At 39.9% G+C, this 23,703-nt stretch carries 26 protein-coding genes and 1 pseudogene; 3 read left to right on the top strand and 24 right to left on the bottom strand.

The genetic code is table 11. The annotated features are described in order from the left end of the window. The first annotated feature begins 287 nt into the window (after positions 1–287). The 3 genes and pseudogenes from ABN256_RS08635 (at position 288) to ABN256_RS08625 (ending at position 3,021) form a co-directional block, all read left to right on the top strand. Entirely contained in the window at positions 288–650 is a 363-nt protein-coding gene (locus ABN256_RS08635; protein WP_349439378.1) for a GtrA family protein, read from the top strand. Beyond that, positions 650–1,567 (top strand): annotated as a pseudogene (locus tag ABN256_RS08630) (glycosyltransferase family 2 protein). Before ABN256_RS08635 ends, ABN256_RS08630 begins: the two are co-directional and overlap by 1 nt. Further along, on the top strand, positions 1,567–3,021 hold the full coding sequence (locus ABN256_RS08625; protein ID WP_349439377.1) for a glucosyltransferase domain-containing protein: 1,455 nt from the start codon (positions 1,567–1,569) through the stop codon (positions 3,019–3,021). Before ABN256_RS08630 ends, ABN256_RS08625 begins: the two are co-directional and overlap by 1 nt. A gap of 56 nt (positions 3,022–3,077) precedes the next feature. Here the strand turns inward: ABN256_RS08625 and ABN256_RS08620 are convergent, their stop codons facing one another. The 24 genes from ABN256_RS08620 to ABN256_RS08505 form a co-directional block, all read right to left on the bottom strand. Then, complete coding sequence (locus tag ABN256_RS08620) at positions 3,078–3,848, bottom strand: hypothetical protein (protein ID WP_349439376.1); 771 nt, start codon at positions 3,846–3,848, stop codon at positions 3,078–3,080. 12 nt (positions 3,849–3,860) lie between these two features. Further along, positions 3,861–5,105 (bottom strand): glycerophosphodiester phosphodiesterase family protein, encoded by a 1,245-nt coding sequence (locus ABN256_RS08615; RefSeq protein ID WP_349439375.1) that lies wholly within the window; start codon positions 5,103–5,105, stop codon positions 3,861–3,863. Positions 5,106–5,162: 57 nt separating this feature from the next. After that, positions 5,163–7,631 (bottom strand): host specificity factor TipJ family phage tail protein, encoded by a 2,469-nt coding sequence (locus ABN256_RS08610; protein ID WP_349439374.1) that lies wholly within the window; start codon positions 7,629–7,631, stop codon positions 5,163–5,165. Further along, positions 7,618–8,010, bottom strand: coding sequence for an NlpC/P60 family protein (locus ABN256_RS08605; RefSeq protein ID WP_349439373.1), 393 nt, complete (start codon positions 8,008–8,010; stop codon positions 7,618–7,620). The genes ABN256_RS08610 and ABN256_RS08605 overlap by 14 nt, the downstream gene beginning before the upstream one ends. Further along, positions 8,007–8,477, bottom strand: coding sequence for a DUF1833 family protein (locus ABN256_RS08600; RefSeq protein WP_349439372.1), 471 nt, complete (start codon positions 8,475–8,477; stop codon positions 8,007–8,009). Before ABN256_RS08600 ends, ABN256_RS08605 begins: the two co-directional genes overlap by 4 nt. Beyond that, the gene (locus ABN256_RS08595; protein ID WP_349439371.1) at positions 8,477–8,953 is read right to left on the bottom strand and encodes a hypothetical protein; all 477 of its coding nucleotides are present in this window, start codon (positions 8,951–8,953) and stop codon (positions 8,477–8,479) included. The genes ABN256_RS08600 and ABN256_RS08595 overlap by 1 nt, the downstream gene beginning before the upstream one ends. A gap of 3 nt (positions 8,954–8,956) precedes the next feature. Further along, the gene (locus ABN256_RS08590) at positions 8,957–12,391 is read right to left on the bottom strand and encodes a tape measure protein (RefSeq protein ID WP_349439370.1); all 3,435 of its coding nucleotides are present in this window, start codon (positions 12,389–12,391) and stop codon (positions 8,957–8,959) included. Positions 12,392–12,457: 66 nt separating this feature from the next. Continuing rightward, complete coding sequence (locus tag ABN256_RS08585) at positions 12,458–12,841, bottom strand: hypothetical protein (RefSeq protein ID WP_211823912.1); 384 nt, start codon at positions 12,839–12,841, stop codon at positions 12,458–12,460. Between the two features lie 69 nt (positions 12,842–12,910). Beyond that, positions 12,911–13,603: a DUF6246 family protein gene (locus tag ABN256_RS08580; RefSeq protein WP_349439369.1), complete on the bottom strand. Its 693-nt coding sequence runs from the start codon at positions 13,601–13,603 to the stop codon at positions 12,911–12,913. Positions 13,604–13,652: 49 nt separating this feature from the next. Continuing rightward, positions 13,653–14,408 carry an Ig-like domain-containing protein gene (locus tag ABN256_RS08575; RefSeq protein ID WP_349439368.1) on the bottom strand — a complete coding sequence of 252 codons (756 nt, stop codon included), beginning with the start codon at positions 14,406–14,408 and terminating at the stop codon, positions 13,653–13,655. Positions 14,409–14,472: 64 nt separating this feature from the next. Then, positions 14,473–14,841 carry a phage tail termination protein gene (locus ABN256_RS08570; RefSeq protein WP_277273098.1) on the bottom strand — a complete coding sequence of 123 codons (369 nt, stop codon included), beginning with the start codon at positions 14,839–14,841 and terminating at the stop codon, positions 14,473–14,475. Beyond that, positions 14,838–15,206, bottom strand: coding sequence for a hypothetical protein (locus ABN256_RS08565; RefSeq protein ID WP_049257616.1), 369 nt, complete (start codon positions 15,204–15,206; stop codon positions 14,838–14,840). Before ABN256_RS08565 ends, ABN256_RS08570 begins: the two co-directional genes overlap by 4 nt. A gap of 1 nt (position 15,207) precedes the next feature. Further along, the gene (locus ABN256_RS08560; RefSeq protein WP_049257615.1) at positions 15,208–15,549 is read right to left on the bottom strand and encodes a hypothetical protein; all 342 of its coding nucleotides are present in this window, start codon (positions 15,547–15,549) and stop codon (positions 15,208–15,210) included. Then, complete coding sequence (locus ABN256_RS08555) at positions 15,549–15,947, bottom strand: DUF7370 family protein (RefSeq protein WP_036905480.1); 399 nt, start codon at positions 15,945–15,947, stop codon at positions 15,549–15,551. The genes ABN256_RS08560 and ABN256_RS08555 overlap by 1 nt, the downstream gene beginning before the upstream one ends. Positions 15,948–16,005: 58 nt before the next feature. Beyond that, positions 16,006–16,179, bottom strand: a complete 174-nt coding sequence (locus ABN256_RS08550) for a hypothetical protein (RefSeq protein ID WP_004247764.1) — start codon at positions 16,177–16,179, stop codon at positions 16,006–16,008. Positions 16,180–16,188: 9 nt separating this feature from the next. Further along, the gene (locus tag ABN256_RS08545) at positions 16,189–17,283 is read right to left on the bottom strand and encodes a major capsid protein (protein WP_349439367.1); all 1,095 of its coding nucleotides are present in this window, start codon (positions 17,281–17,283) and stop codon (positions 16,189–16,191) included. Positions 17,284–17,299: 16 nt separating this feature from the next. After that, positions 17,300–17,737, bottom strand: a complete 438-nt coding sequence (locus ABN256_RS08540; protein ID WP_349439366.1) for a gp53 minor capsid family protein — start codon at positions 17,735–17,737, stop codon at positions 17,300–17,302. Next, positions 17,737–19,014, bottom strand: a complete 1,278-nt coding sequence (locus tag ABN256_RS08535; RefSeq protein WP_349439365.1) for a hypothetical protein — start codon at positions 19,012–19,014, stop codon at positions 17,737–17,739. The genes ABN256_RS08540 and ABN256_RS08535 overlap by 1 nt, the downstream gene beginning before the upstream one ends. A 3-nt stretch (positions 19,015–19,017) precedes the next feature. Next, a complete protein-coding gene (locus ABN256_RS08530) occupies positions 19,018–19,947 on the bottom strand; it encodes a phage minor head protein (RefSeq protein ID WP_349439364.1) in 930 nt (309 codons plus the stop codon). After that, complete coding sequence (locus tag ABN256_RS08525) at positions 19,904–21,253, bottom strand: anti-CBASS protein Acb1 family protein (protein ID WP_349439363.1); 1,350 nt, start codon at positions 21,251–21,253, stop codon at positions 19,904–19,906. The genes ABN256_RS08530 and ABN256_RS08525 overlap by 44 nt, the downstream gene beginning before the upstream one ends. Further along, positions 21,253–22,497, bottom strand: coding sequence for a PBSX family phage terminase large subunit (locus tag ABN256_RS08520; RefSeq protein WP_349439362.1), 1,245 nt, complete (start codon positions 22,495–22,497; stop codon positions 21,253–21,255). Before ABN256_RS08520 ends, ABN256_RS08525 begins: the two co-directional genes overlap by 1 nt. Beyond that, positions 22,478–22,900, bottom strand: a complete 423-nt coding sequence (locus ABN256_RS08515; protein WP_163897759.1) for a DNA-packaging protein — start codon at positions 22,898–22,900, stop codon at positions 22,478–22,480. Before ABN256_RS08515 ends, ABN256_RS08520 begins: the two co-directional genes overlap by 20 nt. 16 nt (positions 22,901–22,916) lie before the next feature. Next, entirely contained in the window at positions 22,917–23,099 is a 183-nt protein-coding gene (locus tag ABN256_RS08510) for a hypothetical protein (RefSeq protein ID WP_004247755.1), read from the bottom strand. 196 nt (positions 23,100–23,295) lie between these two features. After that, positions 23,296–23,559, bottom strand: a complete 264-nt coding sequence (locus tag ABN256_RS08505) for a hypothetical protein (protein WP_049257606.1) — start codon at positions 23,557–23,559, stop codon at positions 23,296–23,298. Positions 23,560–23,703: the final 144 nt, after the last annotated feature.

The following is a 23,703-nucleotide window of genomic DNA, read 5'->3' as shown; positions in this document are numbered from 1 at the left end:
AACGCATAATTAACCCACTATAATCCAATAAGTTTACTCAAATCAAGCTATTGTTTTAAAATCAACAATTTACAATTGAATTATTATGTAATTAACAAGAAAATACATGTCAAAACATGACAATACCAGACAAATAAATCAACGCATTACAAGTTTTAATGAGTGCATTTTATCATAAAAATGCCCCACCATAACATCCAAAAAACGCTTGGATGGATATCCACTACTGACCTAAATTTACATTAGTGATAAACTCTCCCATCAATTTTTATTATAGATAATTTAATATGCTCCAGTTATTTGCACGGTACTTCTCTGTTGGCATTATTAACACTCTCTTGCATTGGGTAGTGTTTGGTATTTTGGTTTATTTAGTTTCCACAACACAGGCCACTGCGAACCTGATCGCATTCATCATTGCCGTCACTTTCTCCTTCTTTGCTAATGCTAAGTTTACATTTAAAAAGAAAGCAACTGGAGGTAGATACATAGCATTCACAGTATTTATGGGTGTACTCAGTTATTTGACTGGGTTTATTGCCGATAAACTCGATGTGATGCCTATAATTACCTTAATTGCGTTTTCAGCAATTAGCCTTGTTATTGGTTTTTTCTACTCAAAATTATTTGTCTTTAAAGGAATAGAGTAATGAAAATTTCTTTAGTTGTTCCTGTTTTTAACGAAGAAGAAGCGATACCTATTTTTTATAAAGCGGTTCGTGAAAATGAAGAACTAAAAAAATACGATGTTGAAATTATTTTTATTAACGATGGTAGTAAAGATTCAACTGAAAATATCATCAATGCGTTGTCGTTAGCTGATGAGAAAATAACAGCACTGAGCTTTACTAGAAACTTTGGTAAAGAACCCGCACTTTTTGCTGGCTTAGATCATGCAACGGGGGAAGCCATAATTCCTATTGATGTTGACCTTCAGGACCCAATAGAAGTTATTCCACAATTAATAGAAAAATGGAAACAAGGTGCTGATGTTGTTTTAGCAAAAAGAACTGATCGATCTACTGATGGCTAGTTGAAGCGAAAAACAGCAGAATGGTTCTATAAATTGCATAACAAAATCAGTACACCAAAGATTGAAGAAAACGTGGGTGATTTCCGTTTAATGTCTCGTGAAACAGTTGAGAATATTAAATTGCTTCCTGAGCGTAATCTATTCATGAAAGGAGTCCTATCTTGGGTCGGCGGGAAAGTAGATATCGTCGAATATTCTCGTGCTGAGCGTTCTGCAGGTGAGTCAAAATTTAATGGATGGAAGCTTTGGAATCTTGCATTAGAAGGAATTACCAGTTTTTCAACCTTCCCACTGCGTATGTGGACCTATATTGGATTATTTGTTGGTGCGATTTCATTTGTTTATGGCGGATGGATGATTATAGATAAAATGATATGGGGCAATCCAGTTCCAGGCTACCCATCACTACTAGTTTCTATTTTATTTCTTGGTGGAATTCAGCTTATTGGAATCGGTGTTCTTGGCGAGTACATCGGAAGGATATACGTTGAAAGCAAAAAAAGACCTAAATATTTATTAAAAGGGAAAAACTGATGAACGCCAGAAAGCAAATAGTATTATACTTTATAATACTATTATTAATATCTTTTCCTATATTACTTGCAAACACATATTATGTTGATGACATGGGAAGGGCTGCTATTGGATATACAAATTGGGGAATAGATGGCAGACCATTCTCCGATTTGTTAATGATATTGTTAAACTTCAATACTCATATTGTTGATTTATATCCACTACCTCTTTTTATAGGTTTATTTTTACTATCTGTTTCTTTATTTATTATACATAGAAAATTAATTAATAAAACTGACTATTTCTCAATTTTACTACCACTTATCTATATAATAAGCCCAGCATTGAGTGAAGTTTTATCATATAGATTTGATTCTCTTCCAATGCTTGCAAGTATTGCCATACCAACACTGCTATTATTAGTTAATTCATCTAAAAGTTATATAAGAATAATTTTATATACAACCATTGTATGTATGACTTATTCAACCTATCAAGCATCAATAAACCTATTGATCTTAATTTCCATGTGCGAATTCATCAATAGGTTCAACAAAAAAAATAACCCATTGTTATTTCTATCTGAAATGTTTATATCTTTCATTATAGGAGCCATTCTCTACCTTAAAATTATTTTACCATATTTTTTTGGTGGGAATCATGGTGGGAATCACCCAATGTTAGCCGAAGGTGATTTCATATCATCTTTTTTATTAAATATTAATAAATACTATTCTTTTTTGAATAAAAATGTATTTGGTGAGCATGCTTATTTGTTTTTCATAACTTATGTTGTAGTAATGTTTATATGTATGTTATTTTTAGTAAGTAGGGGCTTTAATAAAAATATAAAGTCCTTCATTTCATCACTAGTGATGCTTATCATACCATTTATATCTCTGTTCTTTTGTGTTGGAGCTCTGTTATTTTTAAAATCTTCAATACCTTATTTTACTAGGATTTACGTTGGATTTGGTGGCGTTATATTTTTACTTTTTTACTCATTAAGCTTATTAGAAATAAAATTGGTGAGCATATTATCATTAATAGCTTCAGCAATTGTTTCTATGTATACAGTTGTGTATTTATATGCTTATGGAAATGCATTAAACGTCCAAGATAAATATACAACATCTATAATTAATGAGATTAAATTTCTATCTGTTAATTGGGAGTATAGTAATATTGCATTTACAGGAAAACAAATGAAACCTAATATGCTAATCAATTCAGAAAAGAATTTTCCATTATTAAAATATAGTGTGCCTCAATATTTTAATAATTTTTACTGGCCATACAGGCGCATTCTAATGGAAAACCTGTCTCTTCGTAGACCAGCTAATGCTAATAATGTTTCAAGTTATGCAATAAAAAATATGTGTAATGCAGATGACTATATTCGTGGCAAAAACTTCAACTTATATTTAGTTGGTGAAACAATAGTTGTTGACTCTGATAAAAAATGTAAATAATTAATTACTGCCTCTTTGCTTAAAGCATGGAGGCAGTATAATATTGATACATCATTTTATATAAAAATAGAAAATGATATTGTTTTATTTATCCCTTCCGTAGCAACCCCTACCATCGTTCCATCTATGGGGTGCTGTAATCTAATATTCAGCGCCCCTGCTTTTGTAAATGATGCAACAGGCTGTAATATTGCGTTTCTTACTGGTTTATCATCAGCGTTATAAATTGATGTTATGTTTACGATGGGAAGTCTGTCTAGAGCTACAATCTCTTTTGGTCTTACATCTAGGTTAATACTCGACGCTATTACTTCACCTACATTTCTGTGGTCGTAAGAGTTATCCAATGTAGCAACGCCATTTGTTAATTTTACAACACCATCCATTAGAATTCGCCTAGAACCTAAGTTTTGTGATTTTACTTCAAAACTTAAATCTGTAATGTAAGCGATTCCCTCAGTCCCATTAGGTAGACCAACTGTAAGATAAACTTCTGTCGGTGGAAATTCTGTCGGCACTTTCCAAGCTACCGATCTCAACACAGCATCTTCATTGTGCTCAAAGTAAGTTAGATTTCGTCTAATTGTAAACGGTTGTTCAATAGCCAATATAAATCGACCTGATTGGAGGCTGGTAGTTTGTCCTATACAACTAACAATAACCTCATCACCAGCCATTAACATGACCTTTCTTGATACTAACGCCCTAGATGATGCGTCAGAGTTTTGCAATCTAAGGATTCCATCTTTAGTTACTTGTACATTTCCTGTCCCTGATGTGCCAAACGCCCAATTGCTAAAATCTCTTTCAGAGTGAACATAACTCATTTCTATCTCCTGTTATTTATTTAGAATATCAGCAAAATCTTTATCTAACGTTAGATGCCTAATACCATAGGATAGAACCTCGTTTAATTGTTCAACCGTATAGATTGTCCACGAGTTTATAGTTAAACCACTTGCTTCCCATTGCCTTAGTTTCTCTATCCCTATGGCACTAATTATATTCCTGCTCGGTGCTATAACCCCACCACCCCAAGAAATCAGCTCATTTATATTTTCATCCATTCCTTCGTTGTATGATGCCAATATTAAACCGTAGGATGCTAACGGGTTAATATTGTGCAGATATTGTAGTACTTGAAAATCAAAACAAATGAATGTTGTTGTGGATGCTAATCCATACGTTGAAATAATAGAATTGTATTGTGCGCAATCATCTATTGTCCTATACCCTTTAATTTCAGCTAACAACTTTTTACCCGTTCTTGCGGCAACCTTACAAACAGCACTAAGAGAAGGAATAGACAGCATGTCTGCATAACGAGTATCTTGAGCACGTTTGTATCGGTACGTTCTAATTTGTTGAATAGTGTTGTCTTTTATTGCCCCACTTCCAGTTGTCTGGATTGATAAATCGTCATCATGAAAACAGACAGCTACCCCATCTGATGTTGTTTGCATATCAATTTCTATCGCATCAGCTCTACATTGACTAAACGCGAGTAACGTCTGTTCAAAATAAGTTTCAGAATAACCACGATGTGCATTGATAATTAGTCGTCTGTCAGATATTGGAATCTGCATCCTTTGTACGTTCTTTGTTTCTTTTACTGACTCTTTTGACAGTTCAAGCTCGTGTTGAACTGTATTCTCATTATTTGTTTTTATGATTGATGCGCCTTTATTTGATGCTAATTCAGTTCTTAAAGTTGCATCACCAACGCCTTTCCATTTACCGTCACCAATACCACCCGCTAACTCAGGGGTTGAGCCAGCGCTAACTACTTTGGGGAGTTTGCCATCCCATCTGTAGTATTCGCCATTACTTTCCCAGAGAAGAACATCGTTAGGATTGATGATGGTATTACCCGATTCAAAAGACCTCTTCGTGATATAGCCATAGTTAAGCATTGCCTGTTTTGATAAATAATTAATACCCTCTATTGTATAGTGTTTTTTACCAAAGCGATCAACGTAAAAGTGGTTATTTGACGTAATGAACTCGTCAACTTTACCTGAGTTGTACTTCAGATCGCTCGCTGCTTCGCTTGGAACTTGATTTTGTGTTGGAATTGTAGACATAATTTTTCCCAATAAAAAAGCCAGCGATTAGGCTGGCTATGATTGAAATGAATTTAATTAAACGTTGTAATCTTTCTTTGCAGAAAAATACTCACTTGCTGTAATGCTGAAAGTTCCGTCTGCATTAGGCTTTTTGTCGCTTACAGTCCATCTCATTGAGTCCATTTCAACGATATTGGATATAACATAACGTGACGGAGACTGAACATTCATGCCGTCATAGATATTTATCTGGATATCAGGTATATCAGCGATAAATCCGTAAGCGGTATCGCTTCTTGGTGTGGCTTTAAACCTTTCTGTTGTGTTACCTAGGTGATCAGTGATACAAACAAACATCTCACCATCAAAGGCAACTTTTTCATTTGTTGAAAATTGATTGCCTATCCTCTCAACTATATAACCAGCCTGTTGATTATTATCGTATGTGTCAGCAACAATAATTAAGTCACCCGGATAAACATAATCACCATCTGCGAGAGTTTGCACACTGATACTCATACGCTGATGTATTAACCTATCCATTTCTAATAGTGCCCTATCTGTCGCCTGATACTCATTACGACAACCGTGAATGGTTATTTTGTTAGGGTTTTTAGCGGGTTTGTTAACTATCTCGTTATCTTCAATACGATATTTAAGGTAGGTCTTTTTGTTGGTTTTAGGGTTTACATATTCAATTTCAACACCATCATTACCGCTCGGCATTGTCATATCATAAGAAAGAGAAAATCCATTTCCTGTCGTGTTAGCTCTATTGAAGGTGCCAGATGGATATTTCTTTTCCTCCTCACGAGTAAATGTAAGCACGCCGTTATCCCAAAATGAAATAACACGAGCAACATTGCATATTGTTTCTATACGCTGACCCAGCGATACATCTTCATCATCAAACGTGTAATCAAAATATCCTAAGCGCTTATCTGGAAGTGATTCATAGATTGAATACAAACCATATAAATCTATGGTGCTTTCTGGTTGCCCTGCAGTAACTAACCAAGTGTGAGCGACAGCATCAGCAAATGATCGTGATGGTCTTAATGTATAATCAACGCTACGGCTATTCATGTCGTAGCTAATAACATGGCGCGTGGCTAGTGCGTTATATTTACGCTCCCTTGCTCCTGTTGGTGCTTCTGTTGCCCTCACTGTTACTTTAACAAGAGTATCTTCTTCATGTACTTCGTTAATCCTCTCTCTAACAATAAAGACTTCCTCTAGCTTAAGAATGCTGTGATCATTACTGTTTTCTAATCGAGTTAATTGAAGCGCATACCTTCCATATCCAGCCAACGGCTTGAACTTTTCCGTTAGATAGTATGTTTTTGTTTTTGGTGCAGATGGGAATCCTCTATTGAATGACTCTCTTGTTCCAGTTATTTCATTGTTATTCTCATCAACCTTCCAGAACTCAATTCTTGCGCTAGCCCAATCTCCATCACCAAGCTGGGCGTTTAAATGCACCCATAACTCACCACCATCTAAGGGGGAAAAGAAAGGTCCTACTGTCAGGAATTGATTATCATAGAGAATGAACTTGGATGTGTTAACAATTGCATTAGGCGGTAGAGTCGCTAAATCACCACCGGTTAGATTAGTGAAAAAGAATTCGTAGTAATATTTTGGTGAGATAATTGCCCCGTCATCACTTTCTTTCGCATCTGATAGATAAGCATCAACCTTAATATCCTTTGTAACCGAACCTTGTGGAGTATCATAAGTCACATTAACAACAAGGCTTACTGATCTAGGCTTTACGATATCCATAAAATATCGAAACTCATCTTGCTTCCCTATCTTTATGGCCGCCTCACCACCTTTAATTTCACCAGAAATAACATTATTAGCAGTGGCCTCATATTGTGGAATTTCGTCACTTTCATTCGGACCCGGTATTTCTTGCCCATCAACATCAGGGAACTCGAAACCCTCGAATATTTGGGGGATTACTTCACCCGGTTGGAATATCTGATAACTAGCACCATCAAGAGCGATTAATTCAGACTCTGAATATTTCACATTTTCTATGGTGTAGTAACCAATACCAAAGTTCATCCATTCAGTAACCATCTTTTTATTGTCGATGTATTCAAACATTGATTGCTGAATGAGATCGGGAAAGGCTCTAACTTGTCCGTGAATTTCAGGTCTAGCCTGATATGTTCTCGCTATATTAGTTTGACCTGTTAAACGATTATTAGGGCTTTCCTTTGCATTTACATCCGCCGCGCTAAATGAGGGCGCTTTGGGCGCTAAGAATGAAAATATCTTAGAAACAAACTTAAATACTGGATTAAGAATGTCGCCAATAATCCCTTTCGGTTGGTCGAATATTTGAATGTGATGAAATTCACTAACAATAAAATCAAGCCTATCATCATCGTTAAGTTTTACACCATTAACATAGATATCAACGTCATGATGAAAGTTTTGCTCTTTTAACCAATCAAAAAAAAGAGAGCCGGATTTTATCTCGACTCTCTCTTTCGGCACTCCAGCGACACGCTGAATTTCAATTATTGGCATATTTCATAAACTCCAACTTGGTGAACTTTCTCTCAAGAATAATCAGCCTATCCATTCTCACAGAGCCGCTTTCACCACGACTATGTAATGCATTACCATCGATAATCAAGCCAATATGAGCGGGTTTTGAGCCTATATATCCTATAAATATTCCGTTATTTTCTGGTTGATTTACTTTCTCCCAAAACTCAACTTCATTTTTATAGCAAGTCACAAAATCAATTTCCGACTCATATCCAGCGTCATGGTGGATCTCAATACCTAGCACATGACGATAATAGAGAACGACGAGCCCCCAACAGTCCATAGCATCAAATGTACAAGACCTGTTTTTCCAAGGCTTTCCGATAACTTTATCGATGAATTCCTGAGTTGTCATACAGCCTCCAAGCCAGGCCATTCTTGCGGCTCATAAATGCGCCCGATGTTTTTATTCAATGGGTTGCTCATAGATAGCGTGACAGTGACACTTTCATGATCCATCGACACATCTTTCACAAATAATTTCCATCGAGTAATTGCTGTGCCTTTATCTTTCTCGTCAAATAAGCGATAGGTGGCCTCTATGGGTGTCATTCTATTGAATGATTTCCATAGTTTAAGTTTCTGCTTAAAGTCTTGTGCGACACGGCTGAATTTAACACTAGCGTCAATGATGGGCGTTCTGCTTTGCTGACTGTCAGATAGTTCGAAATTACAAGGTTGATATTCAACACCACCTAGAACCTTTGGGAATACCTGATAAGACACGAGATAGATATCGCCAAATGACGGATGACTAAATTGCAGCGTCTCATAAAGTATTCTGTTTGGCCTTTGCACCCGATACTCTCTTAGTGTAGTCATTACAACTCCTTATGCTTAGGTAGAGTCTCAGTGACGATAATATCAAGCCAACTTCCAAATGATGGCGGAAACTCAACAATAATATCGTCGAATTCATCATCTGAATTATAAAGTTTATTGCTAATAACTTGACCAGTCCATGTTACAGAAGATCCATTAATACTGGTTTGTACTGGATATGAAACAAAATGCAATTCCTGCTCCTGTAACCCACTACCACCAAGATTAATTTTCATCCTGAACCAGCGATTGCAATTATCAAGATAGTTAGGACTTCGCAACCATTGGGCAAACGCTCGCTCCTGTTGAAGTGTAAATATCCAATTCACACTCCATACAGTTTTTAAGTCATCAGTGAGCTTCTGAAATATACGCGCACCAACCTGTGGTTGATCAGTCAAAAATCCAGTATCTAGCGTCATGCTTTTATCGGCTTTCTGCGCCAGAGGAAGCCAATCAGGGTAATTAATAACCATATATCAACCTCTTGCTCTCGCTGTTGCCGATGTGTTTCTTGTGATGGATTGAAGCATAGGGCCTTTATTATCCATATCCATAATGAATGCCTGAATAGTTAGCGTGTTTCCATCTTGTGATGTCTGCGCATCAAACTTGTGGCCACCAGATGAATAGTCATTAAAAACAACATTCACATTCATACCGCCACCCTGCATATCTTTATTGGAAATAACCTTTCCATTGTCACCGGGGATCATGTATTGACGACCGTTATTAGCCTTGAATATCTCAGGTTTTCCACCCTCACCAACTCGATACATTGAACCAGCATCAACAGGTCCGCCATTTTTACGGGCGCCAGCAATTGCCAGTGTTGAAGCAAGTCCAGTGGTACCAACTAAGCTTGCGTTAGCTGGCGCGGCATTAGCACCCATTGTAGCTAGAGAAACAAAAGCAGCAGCGGGAGCCCATGCGGAAGCAACTATTGCAGCTTCACCCATAGATGCTGCTGCGGCGGCAGCGCCCATTGTTTTACCAATGATGAAGTTCTTCAGCATTTCAACACCAGTCTGAACGATGGAATTAACAACACTGTTTAGTATTGTGTTACCTAGTGATCGCATTGCATCGGCGGCAGTCATGGTACCAGTCAATAATCCAGTAATAGCGTTAGATGCGCTTCCAGCCATTGCATCAACAGCAGATGTAAGCATGTCAAAACCTAAGCTTTGCTGACTTAACATCTGCCACTGTGCAGCAGTTTGCTGTTCATTGAATTGACGTTCCTGGGCTGTTCTTATTTGAAGGTATTGTGCATCAGTGATTTGTTTGGCAGTCGTAAATTGCTCGTGTGAGATCTGTTGATTTGCATACGCTTGATTAATGATTGCCATTTCATCAGCATAATACTTATCCATGAGCGCTAGTTTTTTAGCGTTCTCATTTTTTAATTGCTGAATAGGATCGAACTGAGCCCTATTATCTTCAATTGGATTGGCTGAAAGCTTGGCGTTTTCTTCTGCTATTTTGCGAGAATACTCGTTTGCTATTTCAAGGCGCTTTATTTGATGAAGTTCAAAAGATATATCCTCACTAGCTAGTAACTCATCCAGTGTGTTTAATCTTGATTTTCTCTCTTCATCTAACTTTCTTATCGTGTCAATCTCAAGAGCAAGCTCCTTGTTTTTAGCTACTCTTTGTATATTGTACTTTTCTTCTGCTAACTGCTTTGCGGTTTCAATTTGACTTGATGTTGCAGTGTCACCAAGAGATTTAACCGCATCATACTTAGCCATTTCAAGAGAGCCGTCTTTGTAACCTTTGTTTAAAAGCTCAATTTCTTCTCTTTGGCGCTTTAGTGCTTCGTATGCTGCGTCTGTTGACTTAGTTGACTCCTTGGTTGTTCTATTTCTCTCTGACTCAGCATCTCTTGCTTCTTGCGCAGCTATTGCCACTTGATTTAACGAAAGAACTTCTTGTTCTGATAAGTCATTATCCTCAGCATAGAATTTAACTTGAAGTAACCTTTTATCAACTTCGCTTTTTGCGTTTGCTAGCTTAGTTTCTCGCTCCAGCGTTTTTCTTAAATCAAGCCCCTTATCCGACCACTGAACAGAAATCTTCTCAGCATTAAAGTCTTTAATAGCTTGGGTGGATATGCCTAATTTTTTAGCGAAGAAGTCTTGTGCATCAGATAGCATTTGCACTTTCTGAACACCATTTCCAAGTTCGTCGTGAAGCTTTCTAGCTTCTTCCATCTGATCTGATATAGCTTTATTTATTTGCTTATCTATTTGCAATAACGCATTTTCAGAATAAGAAAGTTGAGTTGTCTTACTATCAAGATTTGCTTTTGCAATAGCTAAACTATCAGTTAATTCCCTTTCCTTTTCTCTTGCAGAGTCAGGTCTCCAAACTCCAGACTCATTAAGTTTTTTCTGTATGCTTAACTGATTAGTTAATGACTCAACCTCATCTTTTAAATCAGATATGTCATTTTTCGTCTGATTTATATTTTGAGTGGTTTTAACCCTTGCTGCGTCAAGCTGTACCTTGTTTAGCTCCTTCAATCTTTCAATTAGATCTGGCAGTTCATTACTATAATCTCTAGCTGCTTGCTTGGCGCTTTTCATTGCATCTATTACATAGTAAACAGCAGCACCAATAAGCATTAAAGCACCCATGGGACCGCCAAGAGGGGCAGACGCTGCATTAAGCGCCTTCATTGCATTTGACATGGTCAAAGCGGTTGCCGCAACTCTTGCTTGGGATGCACTCAATGCCTGATTTGCTTGTGTTGATGCGATAGCGGCATTTGTATAGGCAGTTCTTAATCTAGTAACGTTAGCCAATGCTGTCGCCTCAGCATTTGTTCCGATAGTTAGCTGATGCTGATCTCTCGCTCTTTTTAGCGCGAAGGCGGCTGCCTCTTTATCTGCTAAAGCCTTCCTTGCAAGAACTGCAGCCGCATCTCTTTCAGCTATGGTTGCCTGTCTAGTTGCCATGACAGCCGTTATTGTATCTCTAGCTTTTTTTATCTGCGCTACGCTAGCCATAGCTAAAGCGCCAACATATCTTGATCCTATTACCGCAGCAACCGCCGTTAAAATAGCACCCATTTCTGATAAATTTTGACTAACGGTAATTACAGCATCACTGAATACATTAATAGATGCCTTTATTGTCGTATTCTCACCGAGAAACTTAGTTAAGTTGCTACCAGCCTCTTGGAAAGCCTGTGACATTGTTCGAGTAGTTTTTGCGAACTCTTTGCCTATCGAGTCCCCCTGAGACAGCAAACCATTCACAACAACATCAGTGGTTAGCTTGCCTTCTGCTGCCATCTTACGAAGCTGACCAATTCCAACCCCCATCGAGTCAGCAAGTGCAACCATTAAGCGGCTACCTTGTTCTGCTACCGAGTTAAATTCTTCACCACGTAGAACACCTGACGCGATACCCTGTGATAGCTGAATAATGGCATTTTCTGCTTCCTGCGCAGTAGCACCAGAGACGATAAAGCCTTGGTTGATAATGGATGTTAATTTTGCTAGGTCTGCCGCTGATGTGTTGTATTCTCTCGTTCCTCGTTCAAGTCGTGCGTAGAGTGTAGCAGTGGCATCGAGACTAGATCGCGTTGCTTGAGAGATATCAAATACTCGTTGAGTGACATCAATCAGTGACTCACTTGCGCGAACTGAGTTTGATAGTTTGTTGTTTAATTCAGTCCATGCCTCTGAGTAACTAGCAACCATTGAAGCCGACAAATAACCAGTCAGAGCCGCCGCAACTTTAGATAGAGACTGCATTGAACGTTCTGTGTTATTTACCGACTGAGACGTTCTGTTAAAGCTGCTATCCATTCGATTAAGGCGTTGCTCTAACTGCTGTTGCGATGTAAGCAATTGCCGAACATCCATTTGAACTTGATAAACGATTTCGCCTACATTTGCCATTTATCGGCTCCTTAAAATAAAAAACCCCGCCGATTGGCAGGGTTATTTTGTTGTTATGCGTTATGGTTAATAACCATACTTAGCGCATACATTAATCATTGCTCTCTGTTCTGTATCTGATTCATCATTTGGACCTAGATACATAACAACCCTCTCACCACTCTTATTTGTCGTTACCCCAACAAAGAAAATAGAATAACCAGTGTATCCACCATATGAGTTTTTCGCGTTAACCATTCCACAGTATGGACTAGTTGCACTTCCATCCATTAAAATAAGTTTGCTATGCCTAAATTTAGCGCTATCAGGATCCTTTAATGTTTTCTTTACAGCTTCCTCTACTTTTATTTTTTCTTCATTAGTTAAATCACGTTTTTTTTCTAGAGCGTTAGCATTGAATGTGAATGCGCAAAAAATTATTGATAAGGTTATTAATACTATTTTCCTCACAACACCATCCTCGTTAGTTAATTTGTTATTATGTTATATAGATGGTGATGCAAAAGGAAGCAAACTAACTCATTTACGTTTCCTGCTAACTAGTCGACGCTTACCACTGATCAGCTCATCATTACGCTTGTCATCTTGCTTCATGATGTTGTCGTATTCTTCTTTAGTGAATCCTTTCTCATCTGGATATTTAGCTTTGAGCATCATCTGAAATTCAGTCATGGTTAACTGTTCGGCTTCATCACGATTCATTCCAAAGTGCGCACGAGCAGAACTAATGTAATCAATTGCCATAAACTCATCTGAGAATTCGTTTTTGCCCTCATTGCGTTGAAGTTTGCGGATCTTAGCTTTACCGATAATTCCGTGAGTGAATAATTCTCGAGCAATGACGATAATGTCAGCGATTGGCATCTTACCGTTTTTATAGACAATACCTCGCTTACCCGATCTCCATTCACCAATAATTTCTGAACAATCATCATCACAGCACGCCTGCATAACCATCATTGCAGTTTGTAGGATATTGCGTCCGTATGTTGGCTTGCTAATGGCCTTTATTAACCACTCAGGAATAACCCTGTAGCTCATTACGGCACGAGTAATTAACTCTTGCACCTCGGCACCATTTAATTGACCGTAGGATTTCACAATCTGTTTAGGCTCACCAATTTTTGTGATATTGATGAACGATGGTCTAAATAAGTAATCCTTTTTATCAGTAGAGATAACCATCTCCCCGATTTCTAAAATAGGCGTCATAATCCCTCCTGAATATTATCAAGGGCACTCGAAAGCACCCTTTGTAATATTAAGCAGCAGTAACATTGACCACGCATTTTGCTGTTTTACTGCCATCTTCAGATGTGACAGTGATATTTGCAGTACCTTCGGCAACACCACGCACAGTGACCACATTCACAAGCTGGGTAACTGTTGCAAAGTTCGGATTATCGCTTACGGCAGTATAGTTTTTGTTCGTCGCATCGGTTGGGGTAAATTTGACAGTAAATGTCTTAGTTTCACCCACTTTTACAGACAGAGTAGCTGGTTCTACTGCGACACTCTCAACAACGATTTCTTCTTGTAGCCACTCAACCGTTTCTGCATCGGCAACTTTCAATTCACCTGAGTAAGTGGAAATTTCTTTTGTTGGAAACTCCATAGACCATGATGTAAATAACATATAGCCCTGAACAACATCAGAACCATCACCTTTCATATCAAGTTGAATCCAATAATCTGGTTGGCGACCAGCTTTGATTTCATCAAGAATTTCTTTTGCAATATCGAAAGCAGAAGTAGATCCAGTTACGCCAGCCTTCTTCAATTCACCATCAAAACTAATGGTGAAATCAGCACCAGTGACGATTGATTCTGTTAACCCTTTGATATCATCAGCATTAGACGTTACCGTCTCCATACCAAAATCGAATGACTTGCTTGTTAACGCACCTAAACGTAAGAACTGATCTTGTGCTGGTACTTGGTCAGGGCATCCTTTTGCAATACGGATAATTCCCGCATTACCCATCACCAACCCTTTTTTGTCAGGACATTGTGACATGTTATAACCTCTTTATTTGCAAATAAAAAAGGCCGCATAAGCGACCTGTTGAGATGTGTTTAATTTAAGATGTACAGCGGAAAGAAAGCTTAAGGATAAACCGCCCTTCTTCTGTTGGTATGGGCCTTGGTAGGCCACCTAAGTTGTAGATTGAATTGAGTTCGCAATCTAACGAGTTGTTAGCAACAAATTTTAGAATTTCATTAGCTCTTATCAGTGCAGGCTCAGGATCATGCTGTGCAGACACAAGAACAAGCGTCACGAAATCATCAGCACCCAAATCAGCAAATCGTCCGCTACCATCATCAGGCTGAATAACAGCATATTGCTGAGTCTTTTCGTCTGGTTGCTCATTCCACGTCAGATATTGAACGATGAAACCATCGAGTAAATTACCTCTGTTTAAGTAGCGCTCAAACTTCTCGTGTATCATATTTGAAGCTCCCGTCTCACCGCGTCATCAATAGCCTTGCGTTCATCTTCAAAACCACGAGATAAGAACTCTTTACGAGCACTTGAACGCCTAAAGTTTTGCTTAATTCTTGGATCATGAACATAAACCGCGTAGTTTGCTGTATATCCGACGCGACCGGTTACTCTAGTGCCATTAACTGTGACTTCCCTGAATTGGGAGTTGATAAGTGTTGATGTATCAATAGGTGTGTATATAGCCGCCTGAGCACTACCAATCAACAAAGCCGACTGAATAGCTCTCATCACTTTCTTGCCCTGTATATCACCAACAAGCGCTCTAAGGTTTGCGTTAGCCTGAGAAATACCCCTTACTTTTGCGCCCATATCACACCGCCGTTATCAGAGTGTAGTCATCTGCAATATGCTCAAATAGGTCTTCATCGCGTTTGATGAATTTTATTTCATCAGCACCGACAGATAACGGATCGCCTGAGTGCTTACCAATAGCGATAAAGTCACCTTTTTTAGCATCAGCATACTCAGTCCAGAAAACCAACTTAATGGTGATTTCAGAGCCAACATCCAACTTTCCAGATTTAAGCTCACTACCATAGCCACAAAGAAAATGAACCGGCTCTGAGAATGTAACTTTGCCGTATTTATCTTTTCCGTTTGGTCGCCATAAAGTAGCCCACGAGGTGTAAGCCCAATTCGCAACTGAACTCATTACGCCCCCCTACACATACAGCCACCTTTCGCTATCCACAAACCAGCATGAGCAGTTTGAGTTGGATCGTCTGGTATTAACCCATTAGCACAACCGTGCTTATCTAAACCACGCAGTAGTGACGCAGCCGATTTCCATCTATCACCAAACGATTGATATCGAAATGAGCGTGATGCGCCATTAGGTGCTGTTTGTGAGCTGATATACTTATCACCTTGACCAAGCGCCATAAGTGATAGTAAGTACATCTGGATTAACAGTGCGGTTGCTGATGGATAGTGTTTATCAAGACATTCCTGAATACTGCCTACCTGCTCAATAAGTGCTTCGAGAATAAAATCAGGTAATTCTATTCCCTGCCCTGTCAGGTACTCTTTTGCTTGCTCTTTTGTGATCATGATTACCTCACAAAGCAAAGCCCCCGAATTCGAGGGCATAAAAAAACCGCTTTCGCGGCTATTCGTCTTTGTCTTTTTTAGACTTGGCTTTTGGTGTGGCTGGGACCAACTCAGCGGCATCATTAGATAATGCTCTAACATTAGCCTTAAAGGCTGGATGAAGATTTTCTAACTCAACCACCTGACCCTTTTCGACACCATGCCAAGGGATAATAACCTCGTACTTTGTCATTGCAGATCCTTAGCTCAGTTTAGCACCGTAAACCACACCTGACTTTCCGTCACCGTCACGAGTAATTTGCAGACCTGCTGCGCTCATGATTTGGAAGTTGTAGTTTTCCTGTGGCATAAAGCGGGGTTTAGGAACAACACCTGTTGCCATACCAACTAACGGAGTCACTACATCTTTACGGCGTTGATAAGCGATAAACTCAGAGCCTTTAAGCGCATAAGTAGGGCGAATTTCTTTCACGCCAGCATACGGTAGTAATGTATCGATAATGCGACCATTTACCACGCTATTACCAGCACCAGCACCGACAGAAACAACCACAGGCTTAATTAAGTTACCCCATGCTTCGTAACTCACCCACATAACATCGTAGGCGTCTACTTTGTTGTTGAATGCAGTCTGACCGAACGCACCACCAAAACCAAAGAACGCTAACAATGCAGGCAAATCAGCTGTGGTTAAATCGATATTAGCACCAGAAGTACCTAGATCGATTTTCGCTGTGTTGCGGTGATTTTTCAGGCCTTGGCCTTTGTATCCCTCAACACTAATAGATGCATCACCATTTAAGAAGTAGTTAACTACTTTCTTATTGAATTGACGCATTTTTGCAGTTTGAGAATCAAGAACAAGATCAATACCAACTGTGCTTAAGCCAGCCGCATGACGCCAGTTAACACCAAAGCCAGCGGTAAATACTGGGATTGGGTCGCCGTCAGAACCATAATCAGTGTGATCATGAGAGTATGGCGCTTGACCGTCAATACTGATTGATACGTCATCAGCAATATCGCCAACCACGTTATACAGTTTTGCTGTCTTACCAATTGCTAACACTGTTTGCAGGCCCATTAAATCATTGACGATTTCCATGCCTGTCTCTTGGTCACGCAACTGAATGATGTTGTTATCAACTTCTTTCCAAAAGTCTTTAGAAAAACCACCTGACTGGTTTGCCGCTAAAGTTTCACCATCCATAACGCTTTGATATTGGTTAATCATCAAGTTATGTTGCGTGTTATAAATATTACGTGTAGCCCATAGGCTATCCCACTGGCGTTGCAGTCGGCTATTTGTTGCTAAAGTTTCAGCAGTATAAAACATAGTTTTTTCCTTTTAATTACGCAGCAGCCACAGTGCCAACACGAAAGCGAACACGAATGAAATCATCATCTTTTAGCGTAACTTCATCTTGAGAGTAGCCAATTACTGATTCCGTATCAGCGGATGCAAGAGCGCCTTTACCATCAGCACCAAGTTTGATCGGAGAGTCTTTTTTATAAGTTCCAGCAGGAACCAATACAGCCAGCTCTCGACCTTCTTCTACATACTCACCAACTAGAGAATCACCAGCAGGAATGCCATCACGAATAGATAGCCCTTGGTGATATGCTGGATTGGCTACATAAATGCGACCGGATAATGCAGTGGCTTGAGCGAACTCATTATCTGCGTTAATAACAACAAAAGTACCTGGCAACGTAACTGCTTTTGCTGCACGAGTTTCTGTGATTGATTTGCCGTCAAGGTTTACACGGCGATAGCGACTAGTAGCCATTATTTAGCACCTCCAAAGTATTCCGCATAGTCTGGTGCGCCAGTTTGCTCTTGTTTTGCGCCTGAGTTGCCAGCCAAGCTTGCTGCGTCACCAATTTGTTTATGCATGTCGATCAGCGCTTGGCCTTGTAGTGAGTTAGCCACCACTTCACCGTATTTTTCGGCAACTGCTTTACGCATTTCTGTTTCTTCTGCGCGTTGATTTGCGGTTAATGATTCTTCCAGCTTTTTGTGGTTAACCTGTAACGCATCAACCTTTTCGTTAATTGGCTTTAGTTGCTCGGCAAGGTTCGCTGCTAATGCCTGAGTGATATCACCTACGAGTTCTTTCTTTTCTTCTTGAGTTAAAGGCATGTCGCCCTCCGTGCTGTTATTGATTGCAGGGCTTGCCTGCGGTTTACTGAATAATGATTTAAATTTATTGGCAGCAATAACTACCCATGACTCCTGTCTAGCCACCTGAGTCCCAGAGTCATCGATTAGTATCTTTCCGCCTTCGTCCGTGTAGCCAAATACCTCGGCCTTACCGCCATTTTTAATAATTACGAGTTGCGAGTCTGTGAAATCAGCAACCCAAGCGTAATCATCCTTGGCAAGAACGAATTTATCTTTCACTGCTTGTTCAATTCTGTTCTCTTTTTCTCTGTAAGATTCACCGATAAGAGCGCCAGAGTTTGGTTTTAGTGAAACGGCTTGATCTGCGTTAACCATTAAGCCGACGCCTTTATCTGGCCCAGCAGCAGGTGGCTCATCTAACAAAATGGCATCATGATCAATAGAGTGTATCTTTACCACCCACTGTGCGCCCTGCTCTTGCAGTTCTTTTGGTGCTTCTGTGCGCTCCCTGAATACTGCCACGCTTGACCAGATAGGATCTGACGATTCGCCTTTTTCCAAGGCTACCAGCTTAGCCATGAGTCGCTGACCGCCAGATGACTCCATAGCTTTTTCAACATCAACCCATTTTTCGGAATAAACGCGATTACCTTTTAAAGTTACGTTTCTATTCCACGCACCAACAAACCCCTGGTTAAGCCCTTCCGGTGAAAAAGCAGAAACGAAATGACCTTCAATCGTTGGATGACCTAATGGCGCTATCGTGCCCTCCATGCTTTTGTAGTTAGCTTTGATTTCCGCTTCTGGGTAAAACTCGCCATTCATAATGACATTTGCAGGTAGCGTGTAACTTGGGATAATAATGTGCTCACGACCGTTGTATGTTTCACGCCGAATAGATGCGCTATTAACTTTTGTCGTGACGTTTACTTGAATTGGCATCAGTTATTCCTCCGCCCATTGATAACCACGTTTATTCATGGCTTCTTTTTCCTCTAACAGTTTATTGATGAGAGTTTTGTTGTAAGGCTTGCCGTCTTTATCAACAAGAACGGTTACAGTTGAGCATTTACAGTTAATTGAATTAGCATCACGAGCCCACCAATCACGTTGTTCATCAGACGTAAACATCTTCCCGTGCCTAGCGGCATGATTAGATCTTGTCGTTGGGCTTAGTGCAGAGATATGAATTTCACGAGTTTCAAGGTTAAGGATTTCCTTTGCTTCGTCAGCTTCATCTAATCGCGCTCTACGTAATGCGCTTGTTATCTCTGTCCTTGCTATCCGATTCGCTCGGCGAGTTTCAATGCCAGCTTGATTAGTTAGGTTTCTCGCCACTTCACGAGGATTTAAACCTCTCGCGATACCATCCGTAAGAATGCGAGCCATGTCAGCTTTAACCTGACCTGACAACCCTTTCATCTCCTCAAACACACGAGCGCGAACTAGAGCCATTCTTAACTGATATGGTTCACTCATCAGTATCGTTGCAACACTTTGTTGAGTTGCTGCGTAGACAGTTGATTGCTGTGCTAAGTTTGCATACTGCTGCGCTGTTCCTCTCTCGTATGCTGTACTGACGTATTCGAGGAAAAGAAAGTTACCGAACTCGCCACCATTCAAAAGCACCTCATCAACCATTAGCTCACCATCTCTCAACAGTATTGATAGATAGTTAGGATCTAAATCGAATTGGTATTTTCTATTGACGACTGGCTCAGAGGGGATCCTGTTAAGAAGTTGAATATAGCCTTTTGATATTCTCAGAATACGTTTCGCAAACTCTCTCATTGCGCCACGCTCTAGTTTATCAACTGATGTTGGATCAGCTTTAGTTCCAGGTCTTATCGCCGTCCTTATCTTCTGTATCTTCATCAGTTTCACCTAATGGCTCTTCACTATCATTTTCATAGCCAGCCGCCGTCCTAATTTCTTCTACACTAAACACCGGCTCACTAGTAGCGAGAGCCGTTTGATTAATTCGGCTCATCTTCTCAGCACTATCGAGCTTCTCAATAGCTGATTGCTCGTTCAAATCATCCCAAACAACCGTTTTCTCACCGATAGGCTCTAGCACCTTGATGTTAATTAGATGGTCGATGAAGTCCTCTATCTCAAATGACAGTTCGCTTTCTCTGCGTGATTGGCATCGTGCATTGAAATATTTCTGGTCTTCCGTGCTAGCTCTTTCGCCAGTCTGCATGCCAACAAGTATTTTTGATGGAATATCCATTGCGGCTGATGCGGTTTGTAGGTTAACCATATAGGTTGGTGTCGGATCTGATACAGCACTAACCAGTGGTGAAACGTTAGCCCCTTGAGTAACAAGAACCGAATCGTTACCGATGTTAATTTCTCTGGCAACTTCGTTATATATTTCCTGCAAACCAGAGACATCAACGCCGTACATCCGTGCTATTTCATCTAACCTAGACTCTTTGTCGTAGTTGATATTTAGCTGTCTTGCTGCGTTTTTAAGGAATGATTCACCAGAACCACCCTCAACCTTTTCAAGGCTTACAAAGGCGTTATAGGCAGGTTCAAGAAAGCCGATAGCGTCAACTGAATAGTCACCTAAAATGAAAATCCTATCAGGATGGATATTGATATTTCTCGTTCCGCCATTCGGTAGCGTCTCCGTGTACTGCCACATACTAGGCTGACCGTAGTTAGGAGAATTAATATCAGTCACCCAATCAGTAGGCTTAATTGCATTCGCCCAAGCTGGAGTGGCTTTTTTAAGTAACTTTGATTTCGTGACAGGCTCATTCCACTTTCCACTATCATTGATATGAAGAATTAAGCCTGCATAACGACCGACAAGGCGCTTCTGATCTGCTTCTTTGAAAGCTTTCCAAATACGCTTGTTCACGTACTTTTTAAATGAAGCTTCCCAAGAGGTTTCTTTCTTGTATTTATCTGCTTTGTCACCCTCAATCACTTGAGGTGATGTTTTCCAGCAATTACCTACGAGTTTTGTTACTCCACCAAAGGCAATCCCACCACGGCGAAATAGCTTATATAAATCCTCAAAGGTTAAATCTTGTTTAAATCCGTACTCACACCAAGCAGATGATCGCTTTGCATCAAGCCCCATGGTTGGATTAACCAAAGCCATACGGGCACGAGCTATCGCATCACTCACCATGTGATTGACGGCTAGTTTCATGTTTTCTTGCATTATCGCCTCAGTAATCGTTTTGGAACCAATAGGCCTGCATTTGATTTTTGTGTGATATACCCATCAAGCCCATATCTAACCGCATCCCAGCAGTGGTTGTTCTTGTCCTCAATAACGGGAAGAACCTCACCTGTGATCCGGTCTGTTTTATACGAGTAAAGACGGGCTTCTTTTGCTGTTTCTTTACAGCGAGGATGGATGATTATTTGCTTGAATCCGCGTAGATGTGTAATGCCATCTTCTACGCTACCCTGCCATTTTTTAGCGGCAGAGATATTGAAACCTTGGCGTTTTAGGTAACTGATTGTTTCGGGTCGTGCGGAGTCTGCTTTAATCGGCCACTTGCGAGACTCAGGTATCTTGTCGTAAAACGCTGGCATATAATCAAGTTCAACGCCTACACCATATACCTCATACTCGATGTACAGGCAGTCGTTTAAAATGAACTGACGTAGCAATGTATTTGGGTCTTTTGCAAAACCGAAGTCAGCACCGAATAGTAATCTGTCTGCTTTCTGCCATAAGTCATCAGGGAACGATTTAACAACGTATTTATTGGCTAATACCTGCTTATCGGAGTTTTCAAGATAAGCGCCTTCCCAAATCCATGCGTAAGTAGCAGAGTCCAATCTTTCCTGATCGCTTAATCGTTCTTCTTCAAGCACTGATGGAAACCACGGGTTATCTCCGTAGTTCATCTCAACAACAACGGCATTATCAGGAGGATTCTTTCTAAATCGTTTATCAGTAGCGCTACCGTCTCTTTCTGGGTTCCATGTCACCCATATTTCAGATCCAGCCTCACGAACAGTGGGTGTTAATTTAGTCCATGCTATTTCTGATACTGATTCAGCTTCATCAACCCAAGCAATTAATATTCTCGCCTTAGACTTAATGCTATCTAAGTTGTGTCGTAACCCTGCAAACACATAATTAACAGAACGACATTTTGTGCGGATATACTTCTCACCGAGTTCATAGAAGTCATTCAACCAAGGCACAGAGCGTATTGCCTGCTTTACCTCTTCCATTGATGATTCTTCTAACGAGTTCATGTATTCACGAGCACAAAGTATCACGCCAGATTGACCATTCATTGCGGCCATGTAACCACGAATTGCCGTCATTAATGCAAATGTTCTTGTCTTTGCAGATCCTCGTCCACCATGCGAACATCGATAGCGATAATCACCTTCAAAAACTGGAATTAGTTTAGGTGGTATTTCAATCCTCGCTACCGTCATTGTTACCTCCGGCAACCAGAACTATTTTTGTTGGTGACATCGAATTATCAGATGAGGTGTGATCAACTTCTTGCTTCTCAGAGTATCCGTGATTAGCCAGCATTAGTTTTGTGATTGTTGCGTTAAAGTCACCAGTCAATCCGCTATTAATTAGCTTCATTTCCTGAAAAGCCATAATTCCGTCTAACGTGTCCGAAAACTCACGACCTAGATCACTATCTTGCTTTCCGTACTCATAAACAGTTGAACGAGCTATTCCCAAATAACACGCCAAACCTGCAATACTAGGTATAACCTGACCTTCATTTTCTTTGTAACCGCCGTACAGGTATTCCTTTGCCTTAGCGATTAGCTCATTAGTCAGCTTGCTAGGGCAACCAACCTGTTTAGATTGTTGTCCCATACCATTTCCTTAATATTTACTGTTCAACTACTGGCACATATTTAATATCACTAATCTCATCAGGTGATATGTATACCCATGATCCATCGAGTGATGCGATACCGATTAAACCATTAGTTACACGAGGCTCTTTAGTGGTCATCATGCCTTCGTAGGTTGTACCGTCTTTCTTAGTTGCTATTACGTGATATTTATTCACTACTCAACTCCACTTCTTGACCTTGATGTACAACTTCAACCTTAAAGCATAAGCCCGTAAGTCATCGCCAATTAGTTAACGCAGCGATGATTAGCACTGGTTTCATATAACGGCGTAATGTAACTTTGCAATCAAATGTTCGTGTTTTGCCCATAATCACCACCTTATCTAATAAGCGAAAAGTGCATGCAGGTGTTTATTTCATTAAGAAGTTTGCTCTTATTTCTTCAATTTCATCTTTTTTGAAGTTACATATTGCAAGCTTCCCATCTCGATTGGTAACTTCCACTGTTAATGTCATTCTTACTAAATCACCATGATCACTATCGACATTACAACAGACTAATCCTCGGATAGGCTTTCCATCTGATGTGAAAGCGGTAATACGACCATTATCAGATACTGGAATCAATCCAATAGCGATATCGGTATCGTTTTCTAAGTTGTCATTATTTTTCATATTCCACCCAATAAAAAAGGCCACTAGGGCCTATTTGGTTTTCTGTTTGTTGACTAGCTTGCCTAACTCTCGCTCGACGATTTCAGCAACTATCCGCCCATCATCAACCCTGCCACAATTTAGGTATTCAAGTGATTGCTGTAA

It is taken from the genome of Proteus sp. fly-1008 (assembly GCF_040140305.1).
In the GTDB taxonomy this organism is placed as follows: Bacteria; Pseudomonadota; Gammaproteobacteria; order Enterobacterales; family Enterobacteriaceae; genus Proteus; species Proteus vulgaris_B.
The sequence above is the reverse complement of the archived record's forward strand: the minus strand, read 5'-3'. Positions and strand labels throughout refer to the sequence as shown.